The 23,276-nt window shown below is 36.4% G+C and carries 14 protein-coding genes; 1 reads left to right on the top strand and 13 read right to left on the bottom strand.

Annotated features, from left to right (window positions below; all coding sequences use genetic code 11):
- Positions 1-424 precede the first annotated feature (424 nt).
- The 5 genes from HBB17_RS00525 to HBB17_RS00505 all read right to left on the bottom strand — a co-directional run bounded on the left by HBB17_RS00525 (position 425) and on the right by HBB17_RS00505 (position 5,872).
- Positions 425-1,837 carry an oxaloacetate decarboxylase subunit alpha gene (locus HBB17_RS00525; protein ID WP_167954767.1) on the bottom strand — a complete coding sequence of 471 codons (1,413 nt, stop codon included), beginning with the start codon at positions 1,835-1,837 and terminating at the stop codon, positions 425-427.
- Between the two features lie 203 nt (positions 1,838-2,040).
- Positions 2,041-3,168, bottom strand: coding sequence for a sodium ion-translocating decarboxylase subunit beta (locus HBB17_RS00520; protein WP_167954766.1), 1,128 nt, complete (start codon positions 3,166-3,168; stop codon positions 2,041-2,043).
- Positions 3,169-3,222: 54 nt separating this feature from the next.
- The gene (locus tag HBB17_RS00515; RefSeq protein WP_167954765.1) at positions 3,223-3,594 is read right to left on the bottom strand and encodes a biotin/lipoyl-containing protein; all 372 of its coding nucleotides are present in this window, start codon (positions 3,592-3,594) and stop codon (positions 3,223-3,225) included.
- 19 nt (positions 3,595-3,613) lie between these two features.
- Entirely contained in the window at positions 3,614-4,399 is a 786-nt protein-coding gene (locus HBB17_RS00510; RefSeq protein WP_167954764.1) for an OadG family protein, read from the bottom strand.
- A gap of 18 nt (positions 4,400-4,417) precedes the next feature.
- Positions 4,418-5,872 carry an acyl-CoA carboxylase subunit beta gene (locus HBB17_RS00505; protein WP_167954763.1) on the bottom strand — a complete coding sequence of 485 codons (1,455 nt, stop codon included), beginning with the start codon at positions 5,870-5,872 and terminating at the stop codon, positions 4,418-4,420.
- Positions 5,873-6,133: 261 nt separating this feature from the next.
- Here HBB17_RS00505 and HBB17_RS00500 point away from each other — a divergent pair, with 261 nt between their 5' ends.
- A complete protein-coding gene (locus HBB17_RS00500; protein WP_167954762.1) occupies positions 6,134-7,678 on the top strand; it encodes a putative bifunctional diguanylate cyclase/phosphodiesterase in 1,545 nt (514 codons plus the stop codon).
- Positions 7,679-7,794: 116 nt separating this feature from the next.
- Here HBB17_RS00500 and HBB17_RS00495 read toward each other — a convergent pair whose 3' ends face one another.
- From HBB17_RS00495 to HBB17_RS00460, 8 genes are all read right to left on the bottom strand, one after another.
- A complete protein-coding gene (locus HBB17_RS00495; protein ID WP_167954760.1) occupies positions 7,795-8,868 on the bottom strand; it encodes an HD-GYP domain-containing protein in 1,074 nt (357 codons plus the stop codon).
- Between the two features lie 251 nt (positions 8,869-9,119).
- On the bottom strand, positions 9,120-17,486 hold the full coding sequence (locus HBB17_RS00490) for a hypothetical protein (RefSeq protein ID WP_167954758.1): 8,367 nt from the start codon (positions 17,484-17,486) through the stop codon (positions 9,120-9,122).
- Between the two features lie 34 nt (positions 17,487-17,520).
- Positions 17,521-18,498, bottom strand: a complete 978-nt coding sequence (locus HBB17_RS00485; protein ID WP_167954757.1) for a hypothetical protein — start codon at positions 18,496-18,498, stop codon at positions 17,521-17,523.
- A 15-nt stretch (positions 18,499-18,513) separates the two neighbouring features.
- Positions 18,514-19,185 (bottom strand): hypothetical protein, encoded by a 672-nt coding sequence (locus tag HBB17_RS00480; RefSeq protein WP_167954756.1) that lies wholly within the window; start codon positions 19,183-19,185, stop codon positions 18,514-18,516.
- 40 nt (positions 19,186-19,225) lie between these two features.
- Positions 19,226-19,918, bottom strand: a complete 693-nt coding sequence (locus HBB17_RS00475; RefSeq protein ID WP_167954754.1) for a hypothetical protein — start codon at positions 19,916-19,918, stop codon at positions 19,226-19,228.
- On the bottom strand, positions 19,896-20,492 hold the full coding sequence (locus HBB17_RS00470; RefSeq protein ID WP_167954752.1) for a signal peptidase I: 597 nt from the start codon (positions 20,490-20,492) through the stop codon (positions 19,896-19,898). The genes HBB17_RS00475 and HBB17_RS00470 overlap by 23 nt, the downstream gene beginning before the upstream one ends.
- A gap of 14 nt (positions 20,493-20,506) precedes the next feature.
- Positions 20,507-21,646: a DUF2357 domain-containing protein gene (locus HBB17_RS00465; RefSeq protein WP_167954750.1), complete on the bottom strand. Its 1,140-nt coding sequence runs from the start codon at positions 21,644-21,646 to the stop codon at positions 20,507-20,509.
- Between the two features lie 21 nt (positions 21,647-21,667).
- Entirely contained in the window at positions 21,668-23,161 is a 1,494-nt protein-coding gene (locus HBB17_RS00460; RefSeq protein ID WP_167954749.1) for a hypothetical protein, read from the bottom strand.
- Between the last annotated feature and the right edge of the window lie 115 nt (positions 23,162-23,276).

Genomic DNA, 23,276 nt, shown 5'->3' with positions numbered 1-23,276 from the left:
AACGAATCAAAAAATACAAAGAAAAATGGTGTGCATAAAAAATGACCATACCTCATACGAAGTATGGTCATTCAGTAAACACTCATTTTAGATATTTAACCTGTCTACTTGACAGGGGGCATATCATAATCTCCCTTACCTGCTATTTTATTACTTCTTCTTTCGAACTATTTTAATTCTACTCTCGAAGTAATCATCTGTCAAGTACTTATTTCATTTTCAGTTGAACCTTCGAGTACTTGTTCCTTTTCTCGTGAATGGCAAAATCTTAATTCCATTAGGGTTGACTGCTGCTCGATTCAGTATGGCTAGAAATTATCTTGGTTCTGGAATGGTTATCAAGAGCCGGTGGTTTATTTTGCTGCTATACAACAACAAAAAAGGTGTTATTGCAAATACATGCAACAGCACCTTTTTCTTATTATTAAACTGGGTAAGCTTTACTTGCTGAATCTGCAGCAGTTAAATCTACCTTTGTTTTTTGAGCTTGACGATATTTGAAGAATTCAGTTGCTACTTGTGGGAACAATGCATATGTTAATACATCTTCGTCTTGTTCTTTCCATTGAGCCATCTCTGCTTCAATTGTCTTAAGTTCTGGTTTGATCAAGTCAGCTGGACGGCAAGTGATTGCTTTTTCATCGCCGATTGCTTTCTTTTGTACTTCAGCGTTAAATGGTTTTACTGTTTGACCATATTCTCCACGAAGAAGTGCTTTTGATTCTTTTGTGATCATCTTGTAACGTTCTCCAGATAATACGTTTAATACAGCTTGTGTACCAACGATCTGGCTTGAAGGTGTTACTAGAGGTGGTTCACCAAAATCTTTACGTACACGAGGAACTTCCTCTAATACTTGATAGTATTTATCTTCTTGATGCGCATCTTTTAATTGAGAAACTAAGTTTGATAACATACCACCCGGTACTTGATACATAAGAGTCTTGATATTAACACCCATAACCTTTGGATTTAATAATCCACTAGCTAAGCAGTCATCTCTCATTGGTCTGAAGTAATCAGCAATTTCAGCTAATAGATTTTGGTCAAATCCTGGATCATAAGCTGTTCCCTTGAATGTTTCAGCCATAACTTCTGTTGCAGGTTGGCTTGTTCCCATTGCGAATGGAGACATAGCAGTATCAATGATATCACAACCAGCTTCTACTGCTTTCATGTAAGTCATAGAAGCAACACCTGAAGTATAGTGTGTATGAAGTTGGATTGGAAGTTTTGTAGCAGCTTTTAAAGTTTCTACTAATTCAGTAGCTTTATAAGGTACTAATAAACCAGCCATATCTTTGATACATAAAGAATCTGCACCCATATCTTCAATACGTTTTGCCATATCTGTCCAATAGTCTAATGTATAAGCATCACCTAATGTATAAGAAAGAGCAATCTGTGCGTGTCCTTTTTCTTTATTTGCTGCTTTAACTGCAGTTTCTAAGTTACGAATATCATTCAAGCAGTCAAAGATACGAATGATATCAATACCATTAGCAATTGATTTTTGAACGAAATATTCAACTACATCATCAGCATAATGACGATATCCTAAGATATTCTGTCCTCTGAATAACATTTGTAGTTTTGTATTCTTAAATCCTGCTCTTAATTTTCTAAGTCTTTCCCATGGATCTTCTTTTAAGAAACGAAGGGATGCATCAAAAGTTGCACCACCCCAACACTCTACTGAATGGTAACCAACCTTATCCATCTTATCAATGATTGGAAGCATTTGTTCCGTTGTCATTCTAGTGGCAATCAAAGATTGATGTGCATCACGTAATATGGTCTCGGTAATCTTTACCGGTCTCTTCGCTTGTTCTGACATTTTACTACCTCCTGTAAATTTCTTTCATTCTAAGCAGTACATACTCCTACTTAAAATCTTGATTCGTCTTAATCTTATAATTCGCAATCCGCGCATTTGCGCTACTCGCTCATGTTTGGTCGGTCAACACGTCATATTCACTTTTGTGCTAGCACAATGTGAAATGACCGTTTGACCTTTCTATCATATGATTGATGCTTCGTTTATTTCACACCAAATATAGCCATGAAAGTACCAGCAGCTACTGCTGTACCAATTACACCAGCAACATTAGGTCCCATAGCATGCATTAGTAAGAAGTTTGTAGGATCTTCTTCTGCACCAACTTTTTGTGAAACTCTGGCTGCCATTGGTACTGCAGATACACCTGCGGAACCAATCAATGGATTAACTTTACCACCAGTTAATTTGCACATTAATTTACCGAATAAAACACCTGCTGCTGTACCAATTGCAAATGCAATCAAACCAAGTGCTACAATCTTGATTGTATTCCAGTTCAAGAATGCTTCTGCACTTGTAGTTGCACCTACAGAAGTACCAAGTAAGATTACAACTATGTACATTAATGCATTGGAAGCTGTATCAACAAGTTGTTTTACAACACCAGATTCTCTGAATAAGTTACCTAACATAAGCATACCAACAAGTGGAGTTACAGTAGGAAGAATCAATGCAACAACGATCGTAACGATAACAGGGAATAAGATTTTCTCTAATTTAGATACTGGTCTTAATTGTTCCATCTTAATAGCACGTTCTTTTTTCGATGTTAATAGTTTCATGATCGGTGGTTGAATAATAGGTACCAATGACATATAAGAATATGCTGCTACTGCGATCGGTCCCATTAATGTCGTTTGTCCTAATTTACCAGCTAAGAAGATTGAAGTTGGACCATCTGCACCACCGATAATTGAAATAGCTGCTGCTGCTTTTCCGTTGAATCCCATAAGGATTGCAAAAAGATACGCAGAGAAGATACCAAACTGTGCTGCGGCACCAAGCAAGAAACTCTTTGGATTGGCAATCAATGGACCAAAGTCTGTCATCGCACCAACACCTAAGAAGATTAATGATGGTAAGATACTCCATTCATCAAGTAAATAAAAATAATGTAACAATCCGCCTTCTTGAATAATTGGTGGATACAAGTTTACTAACAACATACCAAATGCGATTGGTGTTAATAGTAGTGGTTCATACTGTTTCTTTATCGCTAAGTATAGGAAAAAGCATGCAACCGCGACCATTATATAATTTCCGATTGTTAAAGAAGCAAATGCGGATTGACCAGCCAAGTTCTTCAACATTGTTAAAATGTCGCTCATTTAGTTCTTACCTCCCAATTTACTTTGTGGGAATTTACATGACACATGCAAATCCTAGTTTAATGTAGCTAATACGTCCCCAGCTTCTACTGAGTTACCAACTGCTACATTAATGCTAGCTACTGTACCATCTTGAGGAGCAACAATTTCATTTTCCATCTTCATTGCTTCAAGAACTAATAATACATCACCTTTTTTAACAGCTGCGCCTGCATTTGCTTTCACTGCAAGAATCTTTCCTGGCATTGGAGCATTTACTTTAACACTACCTTGTGCACCTGCTGCTGCTTTTGGTGCTGGAGCTGCTTTTGCTACTGGTGCTGCTTTTGCTACTGGTGCTGAAGCTACTGGAGTTGCTCCAGAAACACCTTCTTCTACGGATACTTCATAAACGTTACCATTTACAGTAATTGTATAATTTTTCATTGAATTATTCCTCCTAAACTTAAGCTTTCTGCCATTTATTCGTTTTTGCTCTTTTAATTGAACGAACTACCAAACCATCGGCTGGTGCTTCATCACCCATAGATGCCATGATTGCAGCAGTAATAACGGCTACTAATTCACTATCATCTACTAATTCTTCTTCTTCCTGTTCAGCAATTTGCGATACTGTATTATCAATAGATTCAACTACATTCATTTCGATTTCTTGTTTCTTTGCCATCTTTGCTTGAATCATAGGAATGAACTTAAATAAAGCGATCAAGAATGAGATAAAGATCAAGACAACGAATACGGTACCCATACCTAATATGGTATTCACTAACGCAAATTCTAGTTTATCCCAAATTGTTTCTTGTTCTTCAACTGTAATTGCATTGGAATCCACGTTTAATGTTGCGTCAAAAGGTACTTTGAAAAGCACTTCATTCTTTGTTCCATCATAAGAAGTAGTGAATACAACATAGATTGTATCTCCATCTTCTTCAATCTTTGTTTTCTTAACTTCTACAAAAGCACCAATATCAGATTGTGTCTGTCTCCAAGAAGCAAACGTAGATTTTGTTGCTTCGTCCATCTGACCTGATGATACTAAATCAGCTAACGTATCATCGTCATAAGTAGAAAAATCCATCTGGTTCCAAGAATCCATCCATTGTGTTGCTGTTTCCGTTACGGTTGCCTCATCATATTCAAATGTTGCAGGCTTACTTTTATCTGATGAACATGCTGCAAATGTAAACATGCATAAAATCAGACATAATAATAGCACTAGTTTCTTTTTCATAATATGCATCACCTCATATTAAACCGTGCCATGCTTTTTACTTGGACGGCTCTCTCTCTTCGTAAATAGCATTTCATATGCATAAACAAGTTGCTTTCTGGTAGCGTCTGCTGCGATAACATTATCTACATAACCTCTCTTAGCAGCTGCTTCTACGCTTGATTGAAGACTTGCATATTCGTTTGCTTTTTCATTGATCATTGCTGTTGCATCACTAGCAGCTTTGATTTCTTCTGCATACATGATCTGTGCTGCAGATTTTGCATCCATCATTCCGATTGTTGCATCTTCATAAGCAAAAACCATATCTGCTCCGATATGTTTTGAGTTCATCGTTACGTAAGCACTACCATATGCTTCTCCAACGATTACATTTACTTTTGGTACTGTTGCATTCGCAAATGCATATGTTAATTTTGCTGCAGCTTTCGCAATTGTCTTCTCTTCTTCAACTGTAGCTTTGTATCCTTTCACGCTAGTTAATGTTAATACTGGAATATTAAATGCATCACAGAAGTTAACAAAGCTTGTGGCTTTTTCACAACCAGCTGTAGATAATGTACCATCGAATTTTTCTGTTACTTTGAATTCTTCATCAAGTACTTCTGCACGGTTTGCAACAGCACCAATTGTCATTCCATTTAAGCGAATGAAACCAGTTACCATGTCTTTTGCATATGCAGATTTTACTTCATAGAAGAAGTTGTCGTCAGAGATTTCTCTTAACGCAACAGCAGAATCTTTTAGAGATGTACCTAAAGAAGGTACCAAACGATTTAAGTCATCATTGCATTCATCATAAGAATCATTATCTTCATTATTACCTGGTAAAATGCTTACTAATTCACGAATGCTTGCTAATACAGCTGCATCATCTTCACAAACCACATCAGCTACACCAGCTTCTGCTTGGAATTTTGATGAGCTTGTATCACATTTTGATGTATAATTACCGTCTAATGTATTTGGTGCATTAACAAATAATTTTGCATCTTTCTCTGTCATGAAAGTAAAGTCACTTAAATTGGAAGAAACAGCAACTCCACCACCACATGTACCAAAAACTGCAGTAATTTGAGGAATAACACCAGAAGCTAATGTTTGTTTCAGATATAATTCACCAAAACCATGCAAAGCATCTGTTGCTTCTTGTAATCTTAAACCAGCGCAGTCAATAAGTCCGATTACTGGTGCGCCAACTTTCATAGCCATATCATAGATGTGAGCAATCTTCTTCGCATGCATCTCACCTACGGAACCACCTAATGCTGCTGCATCTTGGCTATATACATATACTAAATTACAGTCAATTACTCCATAACCAGTAATTACGCCATCTGCAGGTATCTCTTTTTGCTGCATGTTAAAGTCTGTGCTTCTCTTTGTTACCATTGCACCAACTTCAACAAAACTATTGTCGTCTAGCAAAGATAAAATTCTTTCTCTTGCTGACAATTGTGCTGTAGTACTCATTTTCAGCCCTCCATTTTGTATTATATTAAAAAGTAAAACCAATTTTCTGCCGATTATAATTCTATACCAGTTTACCAAAATTATCAATAGAGATTAACAAATTGTTCACAAAACGCGCTATTTTTTATAGATTATATTATATTTTAATGAATTGACTTTTTCTTTCCTTTTACCCTTTCAAAATTCGTTGTAATAAATCCCATTCTGTATTACAATATATGTAGTCTTCTAAGGCGATGAACATATGAGGAGGAGGGAATTATGCCATATATTATTGCGGTCATTGCATTTATATTAATCACAGTCGTACATATTATTGACCGGCATTTTGCCAATCAAAAAAAAGATGATCAACAGACACGAGAAATCTCCCTAATCAAAGAAGAATTACTTGGCGAGATCCACAAATACCAAGAAAAGAGTATGGAATTAGAGAATATTGCTTATCACGATCATGTAACAGGTATCTATAATCTGAATTGTTTTGTTAAGAAAGCGGAAGAGGCTCTTCTATCTTATCCCACTGAAAACTTTGCTGTCGTGGTTTTTGAAGTTGATAATTTAAGCAAGATTGATCTTCTTTATGGTTTAGAAGAAAGTGACAAAGTATTAGTGTATATAGCACAAGCCATGCAATCTCTTCTTTATGGAAAGCAAATCTATGCCCGATTGAATAATGATAATTTTGGTCTTCTACTTCGTTACGCAAACCAAAAAGATATCTTAGATCAGTTATCAGCAATCTCAGCAAATCTGAATAATTATTCCAGACGATTTAAGCTATACGTATCCTACGGAATCTATCTCGTTAAAGATCGAACGAAAAAGATCACCGAGATGACCAATCTTGCTGACCTTGCAAAACGTACGATAGAGCCCAATCAACCAGATCGTTATGCTTTCTTCACAGATGAACTGAATGCGCGATTTCTAGAAGATACACAGATGGCAAAAGAGATGAATTATGCGTTGGAACACCACCAATTCCTCATGTATCTGCAACCAGAGATTGATCTTCATATCTATCGAATTGTGGCCGCAGAAGCCTTGGTTCGTTGGAATCATCCGACGAAAGGGTTACTGTCACCATATCAATTCATACCATTATTTGAAAGTAATAACTTCATTATTAAACTAGACTATTATATTTGGGAAAATGCATGTAAGACAATACGTCACTGGATTGACAACAAGATCCAGCCTGTACCTATCTCTATTAATGTATCCCCTATTCATTTTGATCAACCCAAATTCGTTGATGTATTGAATAGTTACATAGAAAAATATAAGATACCCAAAAATATGATTGAGTTAGAATTACCCGAACGTGCTTTTGCAGATCTTACACTTGATATTATCAAAACGATCAAAACACTTCGTTCCGAAGGATTTATATTATGTATTGATAACTTTGGTAGTTACCATTCTCCTTTGAATTTATTAAAGGATCTGCCTATTCAAGTTATGAAACTCGACCGTAAATTCCTTATGCAGAACACTTCTACCGAAGATGGATTAACGATTATCCGTTACTTGAATGCAATGGCAAAAGAGCTCAATCTTACGGTAGTTGCAGAAGGTGTTGAAACCAATGAACAAGCCAACTTTCTTACTGAAATTGGCTGTGATTTAGCCCAAGGATATTTCTTCGCACAGCCTATGGCAGTTCGAGATTTTGACCGTCTAAATAAGATCGTCGTGAATTCCAACTATTATCCAAATGAATATTATCCTTTACTGAAAGATATATTACCAGAAGACGATTTAGAAGATTCTCTTCTTCCTTCTAGTACAGATATCCAATAAAAAGCCAATAAAAAGCTCTGTGTCACATGTTGGTATACGAGTACAACTGACCTCGTTCCTTCCATGATTGACACAGAGTTTTTCTACTTGTACAGTACTTCTTTCTTGTGGATTATTTAGATGATTCGTTCCACTGATATATTACTATTGATCAACAAATCAATAAATTGATTTCCAACTTTAACAACTGGTCTTGAAGGTGCTGCTTTATTAACAAAGATAATCTTTCCTTTTTGTCCATTGCTTAATAATACATCAGAATGTACATACGTATCAAGAATTGATGACAAAAATGTTAACATGATACTGGTATCAAATTGATGTAGCCCTTCTGTTTCAAACATTTCAATGACACGAAATGGACTTACGGTTTTACGATTCACATGGATTGCCGTAAATTCATCGTAAGTATCTGCAATTGCAATGATCTTCGCATAGGAACAGATGTCTTGCGAACGTAAACGCAAGGGATATCCAGAGCCATCACAACGTTCATGATGGGTTAATGCCACCAATTGGATCTTTCTTTCAATATCTTTCTCTTTCAATATATTATAGCCAAGGGTACAATGCCGTTTATATTCCATGATTTCTGTCGAATTGATCAATTCCTGTTTTTCTATGATCTCCTTTGGTAAAAGCGTCTTCCCAATATCATGTAACAGACCAGCAACACTGATCAATTCGATATCTTTTTGACTTAACTTCAACCATTTTGCAATCATATTACTAATCAACGCGACATTAACAGAATGTATATACGTAAAATCAGAAGTATGTTTCATACTTCGTAGTAGATCATAGCATGCAATGCTATTATCCGTATGATTGATCAAGGTATTCAGATTATTCCACAGTTCTTCAATATTAACTTCCTTATCTAAATAAACAATTTCATTGATTTTACCTTCAAGATCGGATGTTACCTGGTTAAAATTCGTCTCAAATGCTTTGAATTCCTTGCTTTCTCGAACCTTTTCTAAATGTGTCTTTTCTTCCTTTACTGGAACATTCTTTTGCACTTCCTGTACAACCGCTACAATTGGAATTCGATGAAAGTTTAATAGATCGATAACTTTCTTTGTTACTTTTGTATTAGCAGGTATGATCAAGGACCCGATGATGGAGTAAACTTCATCTGCAATAATCATTCCATTCTTTAGTTTTTCTGTTCTCACTCTAATCTTCAATATTTCCACCTCTTGAGAAAGTTATCTTCCAGCTATTTATCCATGACAGTTACACTAACTCATAAACAATATCGACACAATATTCGAAAATGATTAGCATGAAATAAAAATAGCCCTTTGTCCGTGTTGGTATGCATTGCACCTCACCCCGACACTTGACACAGAGCACAAATAATGAATAGTGTAAGGAACAAAATCCGAAGCAAAGGAATTCTATGCAGATTCTCTTTGTTTCGGATTTTACTCTTTTATTATTGAATATCAGCTATATTGGCAATCACATAATCACTTGCCACAACATTTCCTTCTACAATCAGTTCAACCTCAATTCGATAATTCGCTGCTTCCACTTCTTTTGGAATATGAATGGTTATATCACGGGTAATATAATTTTCTGCCGCTACAGAATCAATAAAATTCTCTTTATTCATATAAAATTCTGCAGTATAGCCTTCTAAATTGCTTTCCCCTGTCCCATTAACATTCATCGTAATCACTGGTTTTGGTGCATCTACCTCTGCAGCTTTATAGAGTCCTGTAATTGCATCTTTTTTCTCAATCGTATATGCAAGTTTTAAATCAGAATTGGACAATAAGCCAAGCTGTTCTTTTGATAGATTCGTGCTTAGATGTAATGTGAAGTTCATAGGATAACTGTCCAATGTAGACTCCGCTTTATTTACCGCTAGTTCTTTATAATCCTTAACTTCCATTGCTAAGCCGTATTCCGCTGCTTCTGTTACTTTGATTAATTGACTGGTCATACTATCAAGTGTTTCTCCGCCGAATGGATAAGCTTTATCACTCGTACGAACAAGATCAACACCAATACGATAATTACCAGGTGGAAGGGTCTCCATCTTCGCAGTCAAGAAATTAAATTCCAAATTCAGATCAACCACATCATCAATTGGCGAATTCTGTAGGGCATACTCTGTTCCACTTTCCTTATAGTAGTAAACAACAGATGTATTACTTATGGCATGAAATTCTTGGGAAGAACCCATTCGAACCATTGTTCCAACTGGAAACAAGATTTTGTTTCCATCTTGGTCCAGCAGATAAATTGCCATATCTAAGTATTTTCCCTTATTCACACTGTCGGTAGCCATTGCACGGTCTCGATACGTTTCATTTGCTTCATTGATAAAAGTAGCATTTAAGGATAACATAACATTTCTACTAATTGAACCTTCTGTGGACATGCTATCTTTCTTGAATCGAATATACCGACCTTCAATATTCGTTAATTCAACGGCAAAGCGCTCTCGAATAAACAATGCTGCAAGGTCTTCATTCTTTTCAACATTACACTCAATTCTTGGATGGAATTTCGTATCTGCTGTATTGGCCGTGTTAACATCAACGGCAGAGTTATCCACTTGTAACAGATACCGTTCCACACCAACTCTTCGTTTCCGCTTATTCGTCATTGTTATATAATTCGCTTTCGTTGCTAACTCCGATTCTTTTGTAATATCTCGACTTACATATGGATTTCCGTTAACATCTTTAAATGATTCCAAAGTAATATTCATCATATTCTTCGTAGTAACCGTATAGTAATATACTTTTGGCTTTCCATCAATAGTAAGATCGATCAAAGTCAACTTTGATCCCTTCGAAAATGCAACATTATCGGTGAAGGTAAATACTTTATCAACAACCATATCACTTACATCATAGGATAATCGAAGATTTCCATAAACAAATTCACTGTAAATCGTATAGGAACTGTTATTCGTAACCGTTATATTTGCCTGTGTACTCGTCTTAAAATCCTCAGGATTACTAATCTTACCGATCATAATCTTGGTGTACATATCTGTATCAATCATATTATCTACATACACAGGAATATCGATCTTCTCAACATAATCTCCAAAGGTGTAGGTAAACCGTAGAGTCGTATACGTACCATTCTTATTCGCAGCATCTTTTGTATCATAGTTGTTAACAATAAAAGTTGGTTTTCCTGCAACCGTTTCCATCTTGATACTAGCTGTTTCATCTGGTACTTCCTCTGCCACACAATCGGTTACCTTCATTTTAACTGTATCGATGGTCATATGATCAACAATTCCACTATCTAGTGTTGCACTGTTGTTGGTTAATGTCTTCAATACATTATCCACAACATTCTGGATCATACCACTTTCGGCACTGTATTTTACAAGTGTATTGCCTTCTATATCTTCATCTCCATTGAAGATATCCGTTGCAATTAGTTCTCCATATGCTGTACTATCTCGGTCGATACCATATAGCGTTTCTGCTTTCTCCAAATCATCAAATGGATTTAGATAAATCAGATAGACATGACCGTTTTTTGCGTTATCTTCTCGATTACTATCTGCTAATGTTTCCATCCCATCTCCTGTGATTTCTGGCTTAATAAAGTACATATCACTACTTGCAGTATAATAACCAACTGTCTTTGCATAATTTCGTGTTCTCGATACGATATTATCTTTCATAAACAATCCATTGATGTATGTTTCTTCTGTTCCAGAACCTGCTACATATCCAAAAACCCCTCCGATATTAAGAGCATTCGCTTTAACCGTTGTATCTTTGATTTGTATATTGGTGAATTTTCTTTCGATAACATACCCTTGGGAGCTTATATAACCACCAACTAAACCACCCATATAAACGGAATTAGATGTACTATTTGCTGCAATCACCAAACCATCTACAGTAATCGTATCCAATATAAATCTGCCATTCGATGTATATCCAATCACTCCACCAACATACGTTGAACCTTTAATCGTACTTGCTCCTGGCGAACTTGCTCTTACTTGACAATTTGTAAAGGATATATCTGTATATTTCGACGTTGAAGTTTGTTTTCCAATCAGTCCACCTGCATAACTAGTACTTGTAACTTGAAAATCTTCTGCGATTACATTTTCAAAGGAATACTTACCATATATGGCACCTGCAACCATACCACCTCGACTTGTAGTATTCTTTACACTTCCTGTTAATGTGAGGTTCGCAATCGTAAATGGTGTAAAACTTGTAATTGAGCTTGCTTTTACATATAGGTCATTGAAAAATCCAACAGTCTGTGAATTATACGTATTATCAATCGCCAATTTTACGGTATGCTCTTTTCCATCAAAATTCGCACGAAATGTAGGTACACTTAGATTATCCAACATATATGCATTCGGATTGTCCACGTTTGTCATTCCACCCAAACCGCGAAAAACAGTATCAATGGAACTCGCTGTCATATCATATTCATACCCTTCTGCCGCAGTTAGTTCATACGTTGTTCTTCGTCCCACCTCATGGAGATACGTATTGTCTACCGCATTCAGATAACTGTCTCCCGCACTTGTTTGAGTTTTCTTATATGCCTCCGCTTCGATCAATTTTGTTCCATCCACTGCAAAGTAACGATAGAGTGTTGGTGCACGGAAGGAATCATCATCCGAATCCATTTTTTTAGTGCGTGCAAAGCTGTCATAATAACAATTTTTCTCCTCACGAGCAACAATAGAAAAAGAGCCTGAATTCAAAGTAAGCGCTGCAATCAATAACTGTCGGTTGTCTTCTATAGCAATATGATATCCATTGCTAGAATCATAGCTAACAGCAATTGGGTCTGCAAGATCAAGATATGCCTTGTTTACAATACCGGAATATTTACATGGCATCAAATTCGTATAAAAACTATTAGTAAATACGGTTGCCGTTTTTGGTATGGCAGCTACTGTAGTATCCTCATAACCATCATAAATAATACACCCATTAAAAACACTACCAACTACACTACCTGTATATGCCCCAGACGCTTTACCAGAATTCACATTATATAAATGTAAGTTCTTAAATGGAGATGGTTGTTGTTCTGTCATTCTACGTAATAATACTGTTCCACCTCGAAGTTCACCTATCAATCCCCCCACTTTATTGGCACCATCTTTTCTTATATAGATGCTGTTATTCAGTACAATATTCTCAATAACATTATCCCCACCTATTACACAAGCTGCAACACTACCACCTGATCCAGACACCATTCCTTTCTTGTACCATTTCGTGTATCCTTCGTGATCTAAATCAGCAAATATAATATTCTTTATCGTTGCTCCTTTAATATATGCAAATAAACCATAGGTGCTATAATCCGTTACCGTGTTTTCAATTTCTTCACTCTCTGGTTTCGTTACAAGTCCTTTCTGACTTAAGATTATGGTATGATTATTTCCATCAAAAACTCCAGCAAATGGCTGACTTTCAGAACCAATCCCCGAAAAGTCCCACGCAGAAGATTTGAAAGCATCCTGGACAGCATTGAAATTAATGTCATTCTCTAATTTGTAGTATGCCGTTCGAAGGTAATCCAGAATATTCGAATTGTTCAACATATTCGTGGCAGTCGCATTATTCACGTAATCTCCTACATACCAATTCGGATCGGTTGGTTCATATAAAGGATCCGTCTGTTTTACTGGTAAGGCACCATCCGTATAGAGGAAAGTAGACAAGGTTAGCAACTGTTCCGCACTATCTATAATGAATGGATTATTCTTTGTTCCATTTCCTTCGATGATATCTGCACTCATTGGGTTAACAATGACTGGGAGCTTCTTATATGCATAAGGGTATTCATCATTTGGTGTATAGTCTTTGTCCATCAGGTCCTGTCCATCATAATTATAGACAGCAGTACCTTGGCTATAGTTAAAAATCAAGCTGGCATAGCGGAAGTTCATCACTTTATTATTGCTTCCCTGTCCTAATTTAATATGTTTAAAAGCTACTGTTGTACCTTCTCCTCCAACTGCACCAATCAAAGCTTCTGCATATGCGTTGCTTCCTTCCAATAAGCGAATTCCATCAAACTCGACTGTACTTTGAAAAATATCGGAAACCAATAAACCAGAACCATAGACACTAGAACCATCTGAAGCACCATAGCTTGTAACTTTTAAATCACCAATGTCAATATTGCGAATGGATACATTGGCACGGTTAATTCCGTAATTTTGTCCAACTATTGGCTCATCTGCCCCATAATATGGTGTTTTTGTAATTAAAGCGCCACCGATTCCCCATACATCTCTTGAATAATCCTGCTCATAAGAACCGCTAATATTTCCTTCCAACTGCAAATTATTAAACTCAACGTTAGTTCCATTATAGCTTACAACGTTTGTAAACAAAGCAGATTGCATGTAATAATGATAGGAGAATCTACTATTCGGCGTCGAAATTCCATTTTTCTTACTATCATCAATCACAGTCGCATGATTGATCAGCGGACTCGCATCAAGTTTAATCGTTGGTTTATAATTTCGATAGTCTTTTCCATCACTGGCTACTTCTGTCTTTGCAGCTAATTGTGCTACTGCAGTTTTTATATAGGTTTCTTTCTGTTCCTTTGTTGGATTTGTTATTCCTTCTTTGGTACAAAATTGCATTAAATCGAAACCATAGTAACTACCCCCCTCAATATTCATAGGATAATAGCTATATGTACTCAAATCTAAATCAGCTGTTATGATAAAATACCCCAAACGAATGGCGCTAACATAGGCTGCATCCTTTGTTTGTCTATCTGCCGTAGCCGCCGTGTTGATATGGATTGATGTATAATCAGCAAAGTAGGATAATAACTCAAATCTTTGTTTATAATGGATGGTATTAAAAGAAGCTAGGATCATCATCTTTTCTTCTGTATCTATGACAAAGGGATCTTGCTTTGTTCCTGTACCTGTAATTTTGTTTGTATCCCAGTCCTTGAATAGATTATAGTATATTCTCGTACGAGGAGCTCGAGCCTCCTTCTTCGTATGACTTAGGTATTTCGCTTGATCCGTATACAGTCCCATCTGGTGTGAATAAACACAATATCCTTTTTCTGCATCCTCATTGATTCGATAATACTGGTTCCAGTCTGGATCATCTTCCAAACTGATTAATCCGGAACACGTGCGGTCTGCTCCATTATAATAAGTCATGTTGTTACTTGTGGTACGACCATCTGTGACAACAGCTGCAATATCATCGAAATTAGCACTGCCGTAAATCATGGCACTGTCTACTGCTCTATATCCTTTAATCGTCATGATCAGTTCATATGCATTTCGTATCATCCCCGCATCTAAATTTCTATCGGCATTATTCTGATATATAAGGAATTTATTAAACTGTACTTTCTCTAAAGCCAGCTTACCTGTAACTCCATACCATAATCCACCCACATATCCAGTGGTATTAATCGTACTGTTATCAACTGTTAGATTTTCAACTGTGGCATCTACCTGGTTCCACTGATACCCTAAGAATCCACCCGTAATATACACATCACCTGACGGATTCATAATGAGGGCATCTTTTATCGTAATGTTCTTACAAGAAACATTTGTTTTATTATAGTACACATAATGAGAGATTCCATTAGTCGTCACTGTTTTTTTAAACGGTACACCAATATAAGAAACCATTCCTGAGCTCTTTGAAGTTTGACTTGCTAAAGTCATTCTAGTACTGATCTCTCCCGAAAATGTATAATCTTGAATGGTTAAGTTGTTTGTTTGATTTACATCGTTACTATTATTTGTTCCATAATAACCCAACAGTCCACCAAAAAAACCTTCTAATCCATTCATTGTTCCACTATAGGTTACATTATCGTAGATGAATTCACACTTTTTCGTTTTACAATAATAAGTTGAGTTATAACCAGCAATTCCTCCACAAGCATTGCCAGCTTCTAGTATAGGATCTGTTGCATTCGTATTGGCTGTTCCATCTAATGAAGAAGTGATATTAACTGCACTCGTAATATTCTGCACTACGACTTTCCCATTCACTTTATCACCAATAAAGCCTCTGGAGAATAAGGTAGCAACTTTGGTTCCTCCTGTTATAGAACCTGTAAATAAAAGGTCATGAAACGATGCTACACCTGTATCTCCGTCATTTGCCGTAGATGGTGCACAGACTTGTGCGAATAAAGCAACGTCAGCCTGCATCGTATTCATATTCAAAGTGATGGTTGGTGCTACTCCTGTAGAAGGATCTACCATTCCATAGAATGACCCAGAAAAGGCATCTAAAAATTGTGAATCATAATAAGGTAGATTCAAACGAAGGATTCCTGTATTGGACAAATCCACATCATTCATAACTTTGTAATTTGCTTGCAAAAGATATGCATAATCTGTCATCTTACTTGGCTTTTGCGTCAAGTCAAAACACTGACCAGCAAAAAACAATTTCGTATTCAATGCAATTGCCATCACCATAAAGTCATTGCTGCTCTTTAATTGATAAGGATCATCAACTGTCCCAGTTCCTAAAATTGGTATATAATTTTCTGCTGTAGGATCAACGATTGGATTAATATAAACCGTTCCTCCATTTCCCACTTCTCCTACTTTATCTAGAATATAGGTAGATGGAAGGAGTATCTGTGCGTTTTCTTTACGATAAATAAAAGCATGGTTTGTAACACCAAATGCATAGCCCGATTTCTCTACTTTACCACTTACTTCATTAACTTTACTTAAATCGATTGTTCCATCAATGGCCACTCGAATTCGATCACTCAGCTCTCCAATCAAACATCCTAGTCCCGTATTTGTGCGGTTATTGATGTAATTACCTTGAACGGTTGTTGTACCATCTATAAGTACATCAACAATGGCTGTCTTCGTACTTTCCTGATTTTCCACATAACCAATCAAACCACCGATTCCTCGTGTGGAATTCGTTTGATTGCTTATGGTACCAGTAACTTTAATATTCGTTAGTGTTAAGGTCATCTGCTTTTTTATTTGGCAAGTTCCAATTAATCCACCTGTTGCAATATTGCCGCCTGTAACATTGGCGTTTACCAAGATATCTTTAAAACTTACATCTCCACCTGCTGTATCCGTAATAACGGCTAAGGCAAGTCCTCCAATTGAATGAGATGCTTGGTATTGGTCAGTAACATCACCTAATATAGTAAGTTTTGATATATCCGCATGATCACCTACGTAATTAAATAGTGGTGTATTGATCTTAATTCGAGTACCACCACCTTGGAATGTTCCACAAAAATAGTGCTCCGAAGATCCTATACCTGTAAAAGTTTTCGACTCTTCACCCACTACAATTGGCTCAGTGAGGTCAATGTCAGGAATTTGATTATAGTCATCTTCCTCTTCCTCACCTTCTCCAATACCGCTATCTCCTGGCTCTTCTAAATTGAGTACATTTACGATTCCAATTTCTTTATTATTTTCAATAGAAGAACCCGATACGATGTCTCCATCAATGGATTCACCTGTACCAATGGAACTACCGGAAGCTATAATAGCCTGTCCAGAAGCATCTTCCGGCGCTGTATAAGAATCCACACGAAAATAAACACCAGTAAAAGCTTTCATTACTGCACACTTCTCTATTTCTTCCTGTAACAAGATGAAATCCTCTGCATTTTTTAATATATAAGGATCGCTTTGTGTACCAGTTCCTCCTCCAGAAAAAGGAATAATAACATCATCCGCAAATATTTTTGATATCCCCCATGGTAGATTCGGACCTACCATTGTAACAACAAGAAGGATGGCAACAAACTTTTTCCATATTACTTTCTTATTCTTCATGATTAGCCTCCTTACACCTAAGTCCGGCAAGACGTTACGGTTGTACTTCAACTGTATTGACAATGCTTTCTTCGTTGGTATCCCAAAGGTATGCACCACCTGACATCCAATCCGACTCCACCATTGTATCTTTATAGAATATAATGTTAACTGCCGTATACGGCAATACTTCAATAATCAAATGACCAGTCGCTCCACCATCCGTATAGTAAAACCGCTTATTCGCTTCCTCTCTAGTCAAATCTGCTTCTTTCACAGCTAATAACAAAGGGTTATACTCATCAATGGATACTAAAGCATTATTCCATGTAATATGTAATAGTTTTGCAGCATTGGTTATACTGGTATGCCCATTATCCATTACTCCACTCGTTGTATGTAAGACATATTTTAATGCACAGCTTTCACTTTTCGGATTTTCAAATCCCTTATCGGATATAAAATTACTTGACTCCGCTCTTTTTAAGATTAGCGTAGTACCTATATTTTTAATATAAGGAGAACCCTCTTTCGTTTTTGCTGTAATCTTGATAGACACATCATTGTTTATTGTTACTCCAGCCTTGGGTTTCACTGTAATCTTAAATATATCCGCACAGGCAGCTCCTCCATTCAACGTACCTTCTAACAGTGGCGACGCTTCATGATTCACTACCTTTTCAATGGTATATTCTATATAGTCTCCATATGTGGTTGAAGAGGAAACCTCATAGGAGATATTCTGTGTTGCATTATTATAAAGCATTGGATTTTCATAATTTCGTATCTGAAATGCAAAATCACAAGTAGTGACACCATCCCAACCCTGGATCACATACTCAGCACCACCCGTTACCCCATCTGCATTCAATTCACTTAAGTAATCACTTTCAAAATAAAAACTATTCGCATACGCAATTTCTCTCTTTTTATCTGTTGCGCGATATTTTGCCACAACAGGCACGATTACCGTACATGAAAGAATCACCGTTGCCAAAAGTAATGCCATTCTTTTTCCTTTGGTCTTTTTCATATTCTTCACCGTCCCTTATTGTGGTTGTGCCTGTACTGCTTCTACTGCAATAAATATCTGATCTACTTCTTTGGTATATTTAAATGCATTTTCTGATAATGGCCATTCAATTTCAATGGTATAGTTCTCTTCAACTAAATCACCTTTCGGAAACAAGAAATTATGTCCTGACGCATCTTTTTGAAAAATCCATTTGGTTCCAAGATTGGAGTATACACGTACTGCATTTTCCTTTATTGGTGATGAAACTTGATTTCCATCTTTGTCCTTAATCGAATATGTAAGAGGAAGATGATTTGTTGTGATTACACACAGCTGATACGCAAGATCAACTTCCGAACGTTTTGCAAGGTCACCCGCTCCACTTCCATTGCTTACAGTAAAAGGAATACTTACCTTCATTCCTGGATTTAGATTTTCCATTGGTATTTCTGTTACTTGCTGTGTTGTTAGATTCAGATGATAAGCTGCTATATTGGTGGTATCCATTTGGGTACCAATTACTACATCTTTGATATATTTTGCTCCAACAAAAATTGCCGCTCCAATAAGAATTACAAAGCTAAGAGAGACAATGATTTTTTTCTTATGACTTGTTTGTTTTTTACTTTGTTCATTCTTCATCGTCTCATCCCCTTCCTTACCTATACCGTTAGTCTTCGACTTTCCATTTACTGGTTGTATCAATCGTATCTCTACGATTTCTATCCGTACTTCCTTTTTATAATTATGGTGTTATTGGTTCAGCCTGAACGCCTTTCACATTCACAGTAATACCACCTGCAATATACTGTTTATTCTCGCCAATGAAGGTATCTTCTTCATCATATTGTTTGATTGCAGCATCTTTTTCTTCTTGTGTACCCAGTTCAGATACATCTGCTTCATATGGCCATTCCCAATAGAGTACGACTTCTTTCTCTACTCCTATTTCCAAATTTCCTTCTGCCAATACGGCTTCCGTGATATACGTTTTTTCACCTAGCTCATTTGTTGTATAAAATTGAAAATGTTTTTTTAGCAAATCCGAGTAATCCATATCGGTATCGTGACCTTCTCCTGCTGGTATGATCAGGGTAAGTAAGGATTTGTCAATTCCAATCTGATATCCCGTCGTAACGTCAGAATTGGATGTAATGAACAAAGAAAAGTGTCCAGACGTACCTGGTGCCAATTTTCCCGTTGCCACGTTTGTGAACGTCCCAACATTCAGATTAATCTTATCCGTATTCTTAACTGGTTCTCCACCTGCTGTCAAAGAAACTTTAAAATCCCAAGAAGCGGTATTCATCGTACTTTCGTCCGATTGAACGAATACGGAACTTTCAAACCAGGCAACAGTTACTGTAATCAGGGTAAGAACTAATACTGCTAATGTTGTTGATAATAAAATCGTTTTACGATTTATGTATTTCTTCATCTCTGTCACCCTTTCCTTGTAATTGATTTTCTATAAAAGTTCTTCTAAACTCCATTATTAATTGTACGATGCAGGAGATTACACAGCCAAGCAAAGGAACGATAATAAACAAAAAGTAGTTCCATCGTTTCATAAGAAAACTAATTCCTTTGCTCAGGATTCTACCTCCAATAACGGTTTTTATATATTTACCAACGATTTGATCTTTTCTTACTTCCCAGCTATCAGAATTGGTATTATTATCTCCCTTGGTAATGTACACAACCTCTTGTAGTTTCTCATCATATCGAATCTCATGAATTCGATGGGTATTGAAATACCCTTGTATTTGTGGATTATCCGAATAAAAAGTAATAATATCCCCTACCTTCAGCTGTTCGTGATCCACATTTTTTATCAATATACAATCCCCTTTTCCGATTGTTGGGCGCATACTAATACTAATTACACGCAATACACGATAGCCAAAAAGGGATGGTGCTTGTTTATTTGAAATCTGAATGACACAAAGACAGCAGATCACGATCACAAGTAAAAACAAGAAATCTCTTGCTGCCGATAGTGTCTTTCTCATTCTATACACCCTTTCTATCTACCTCGTCTTGTTGAGGTCTCGTTCTTTCTTGCCCACTCTTCTTTTCGAATAGCAGCTCTTCGGTCTAGCTGCGCATTGGACAACTCCTTCATAACACGCTTCTTCACCTCTGCATCAGACATATTTCCATAGTAATCAAGGATTTCCTCCATCAATTGCCTTATAAATTTGGGATTACGATCCGGTTCCTGTTTTGGCACGTGAATATTGGTAAAATCACTATCTTCCATAAACTTTTTCAGAACAAGATATTCAAGGAATATATCATTATTAACGTCTCGTTCGAAATTCCTTGTTATAATGGGATCCTGTTCAAAAACACGTACTTTGTAACCGACTCTATCATAGGTATGCAAAAAATTCCACAAGGCATAGCAAGCTTTATAGTGTGGATTTTTTGCAATTGCGTTCGTTTTTACTACGGGGTGTTTTACGGTTGGATACTGACGCATCGCAGCGTAGAAATTACTATTTGCCATATCATTGACTCTTCGATGGATTCTAGCAATTCGTCCAAAGATATCCTTGTTCTGTCGATCATTCTCTACTGTTGTCTGCTTTTCCTCAATACGAATTTGCATCTTATAATTGATAATTTCTTTGTAATTATCAATGGTAGTTTCAATATCCAAAACGCCACCTAACTCATCCTTCGTATTTTCAAAAATCACGTCAACCCGTCGATTCACAAAGGAGAGTAATTCCTGCAACAATGTTGCAATAAAACGATTTTCATATGTATTAAGACTTTCTTCTTTAAAAATGTTTAATATTCGATTTGGTATGACCGTTCCATCTTCTCTCACTGCATCTACCATATCACCATGCATAGTTAGATGTTGAATGGACTCCGGTGTAATACTCTTTGCTAATGCTACATTCACGATCTGACGATCTTCTTCAATAAATTTTCTTGGGTTTTCAATCGAAGCTTCTAAGTGCTCAATTGCTTGTTCAATCTCATCAACCCAAACACTATCTACATATTTAAATAATTTTTTATTAGAGAATTTGTAATATTTGCTACCACATTCGATCAAATTATGAAAGTATTGATAAAATGCATCTTTTTCTAAATCTCTCTTAATCGCATTCGTATATACACTGTATGACTGATCAATATCTTTATCCATCTTCAGCAAACCCTCTCAAATTTACGATAATTTCTTTAATCGCAATAAATATTCTTTGCATATTGGCATCGTATTCTCTCCAAATGTACTATCCAAGAAACGAACCAAACCATCGACTTCATCTCTAACAAAGCCCAGATTTAAGGACTCAAACTTTCTTAAAATCTTTTTCGCTATCATAAAATCAATACCATCAAGTTCTTCGCCACCACATGCTATATAGCAAGGTACAAAGTCCAATAACTGTTTCATAATACGGTTACCAAATGCCAAACGAAAATGTTTGATTACATATTGATCCATCAAGTTTAGTTTATCAATCAGATCCTGACTTACTGGGTACTTCTTCTTCGCATCATCAAACATAGCAGCAATATGTTCATAGGTAACATGCAATACATCTGTTTGAGGTGCATCAAATGGCAATGCTTTCTTATCCAAATCAATTGGTATTGCACGGTCGTACACTTTATCTGAAACAGCAAATGTCGAATCATCGTTATTGATCGTACCAACGAACCAAATATTTGGCATGATTGCAATCTTTCCATCTACTATCTTTTGCGGATCATTATCCCACATAGAAGGAACAATATTAACCTTCTGTTCATCCAGTCTCGGCATTTCTAGCACAGATAACATCTCTGCAAAGTAGTATTCAACTCTGGCAATATTCATTTCATCCAAAACGATTAGTCGCATATCTTGATAAAAATTAGCTTCATATAGCGCTTTTAAAAAGTCTGTTTCATTGTATTTCTTCGTAAACTCATTGAAGTACCCAAATAATTCTGTCCGGTCTCTCCAAGAAGGTTGAACCGCACAGATAGCAGATGAGTTATCAATAAACTTACCAAATGCATAAGGCAACGAAGTTTTACCAGTACCAGAGATACCTTGTAATATAATTGTCCTAGTTGCTCCAAAAGAAGCGATAAAGTATTTGATATCCGACAGATCATAATATAGATTTAGCTGAGAAGCAGCATAATTACGAAACTGCTTACAAATGTCCTCTAGGTTGATGTCATCATCATAAACAGGTGGTTGATACTGGGTCAAATAATACTGATCCACTTCTGTAAGACGTGTAAATCTTGTTTTTTCTAGATTCACAGAATTTGTTGAAGCAATGCCATCTTGTGCAGCTGCCATATCAATATCCTGGTCAGTTGTAAGAAGTTCTTTCTGTACATTCATTCCCATACTAGAGACTTTCATTGCTAAGATCTTGTCTTTTTCATAATTCAGTTTTAACATTTCTTGGTTTAATCGCAAGAGTTCATCTTTCATTCGCTCATTTTCTTTAAGTGGTAATCGAAAAGTTGCAATACGCTTTCCTGCTTTAAGTAACAGAAATACAACAAAAAACACAAGAATCGCAAGAAGAAGGAATGCTAAGATAGCAAAGATCCAACCACCTACTCCAAAATTTGGCTGATATGATTCTAAAAGCCCTTTATAATATGAAAAATCAAATATTCCAATGACGCCTTTGATAATGGCTTTTATCACATTATATAAGTTATCTCCTATTGAACTAATGATGTCATAAAAAAATCTAAAAAAAGCTTCCACGTACTTACCCACTTTCCTTCGCTGTATTTTGTAACTTCCTTGTTATCGCTTT

The organism is Anaerosporobacter faecicola (assembly GCF_012070565.1).
GTDB lineage: Bacteria > Bacillota > Clostridia > Lachnospirales > Lachnospiraceae > Anaerosporobacter > Anaerosporobacter faecicola.
This window is presented reverse-complemented; position numbering and strand designations above follow the sequence as displayed.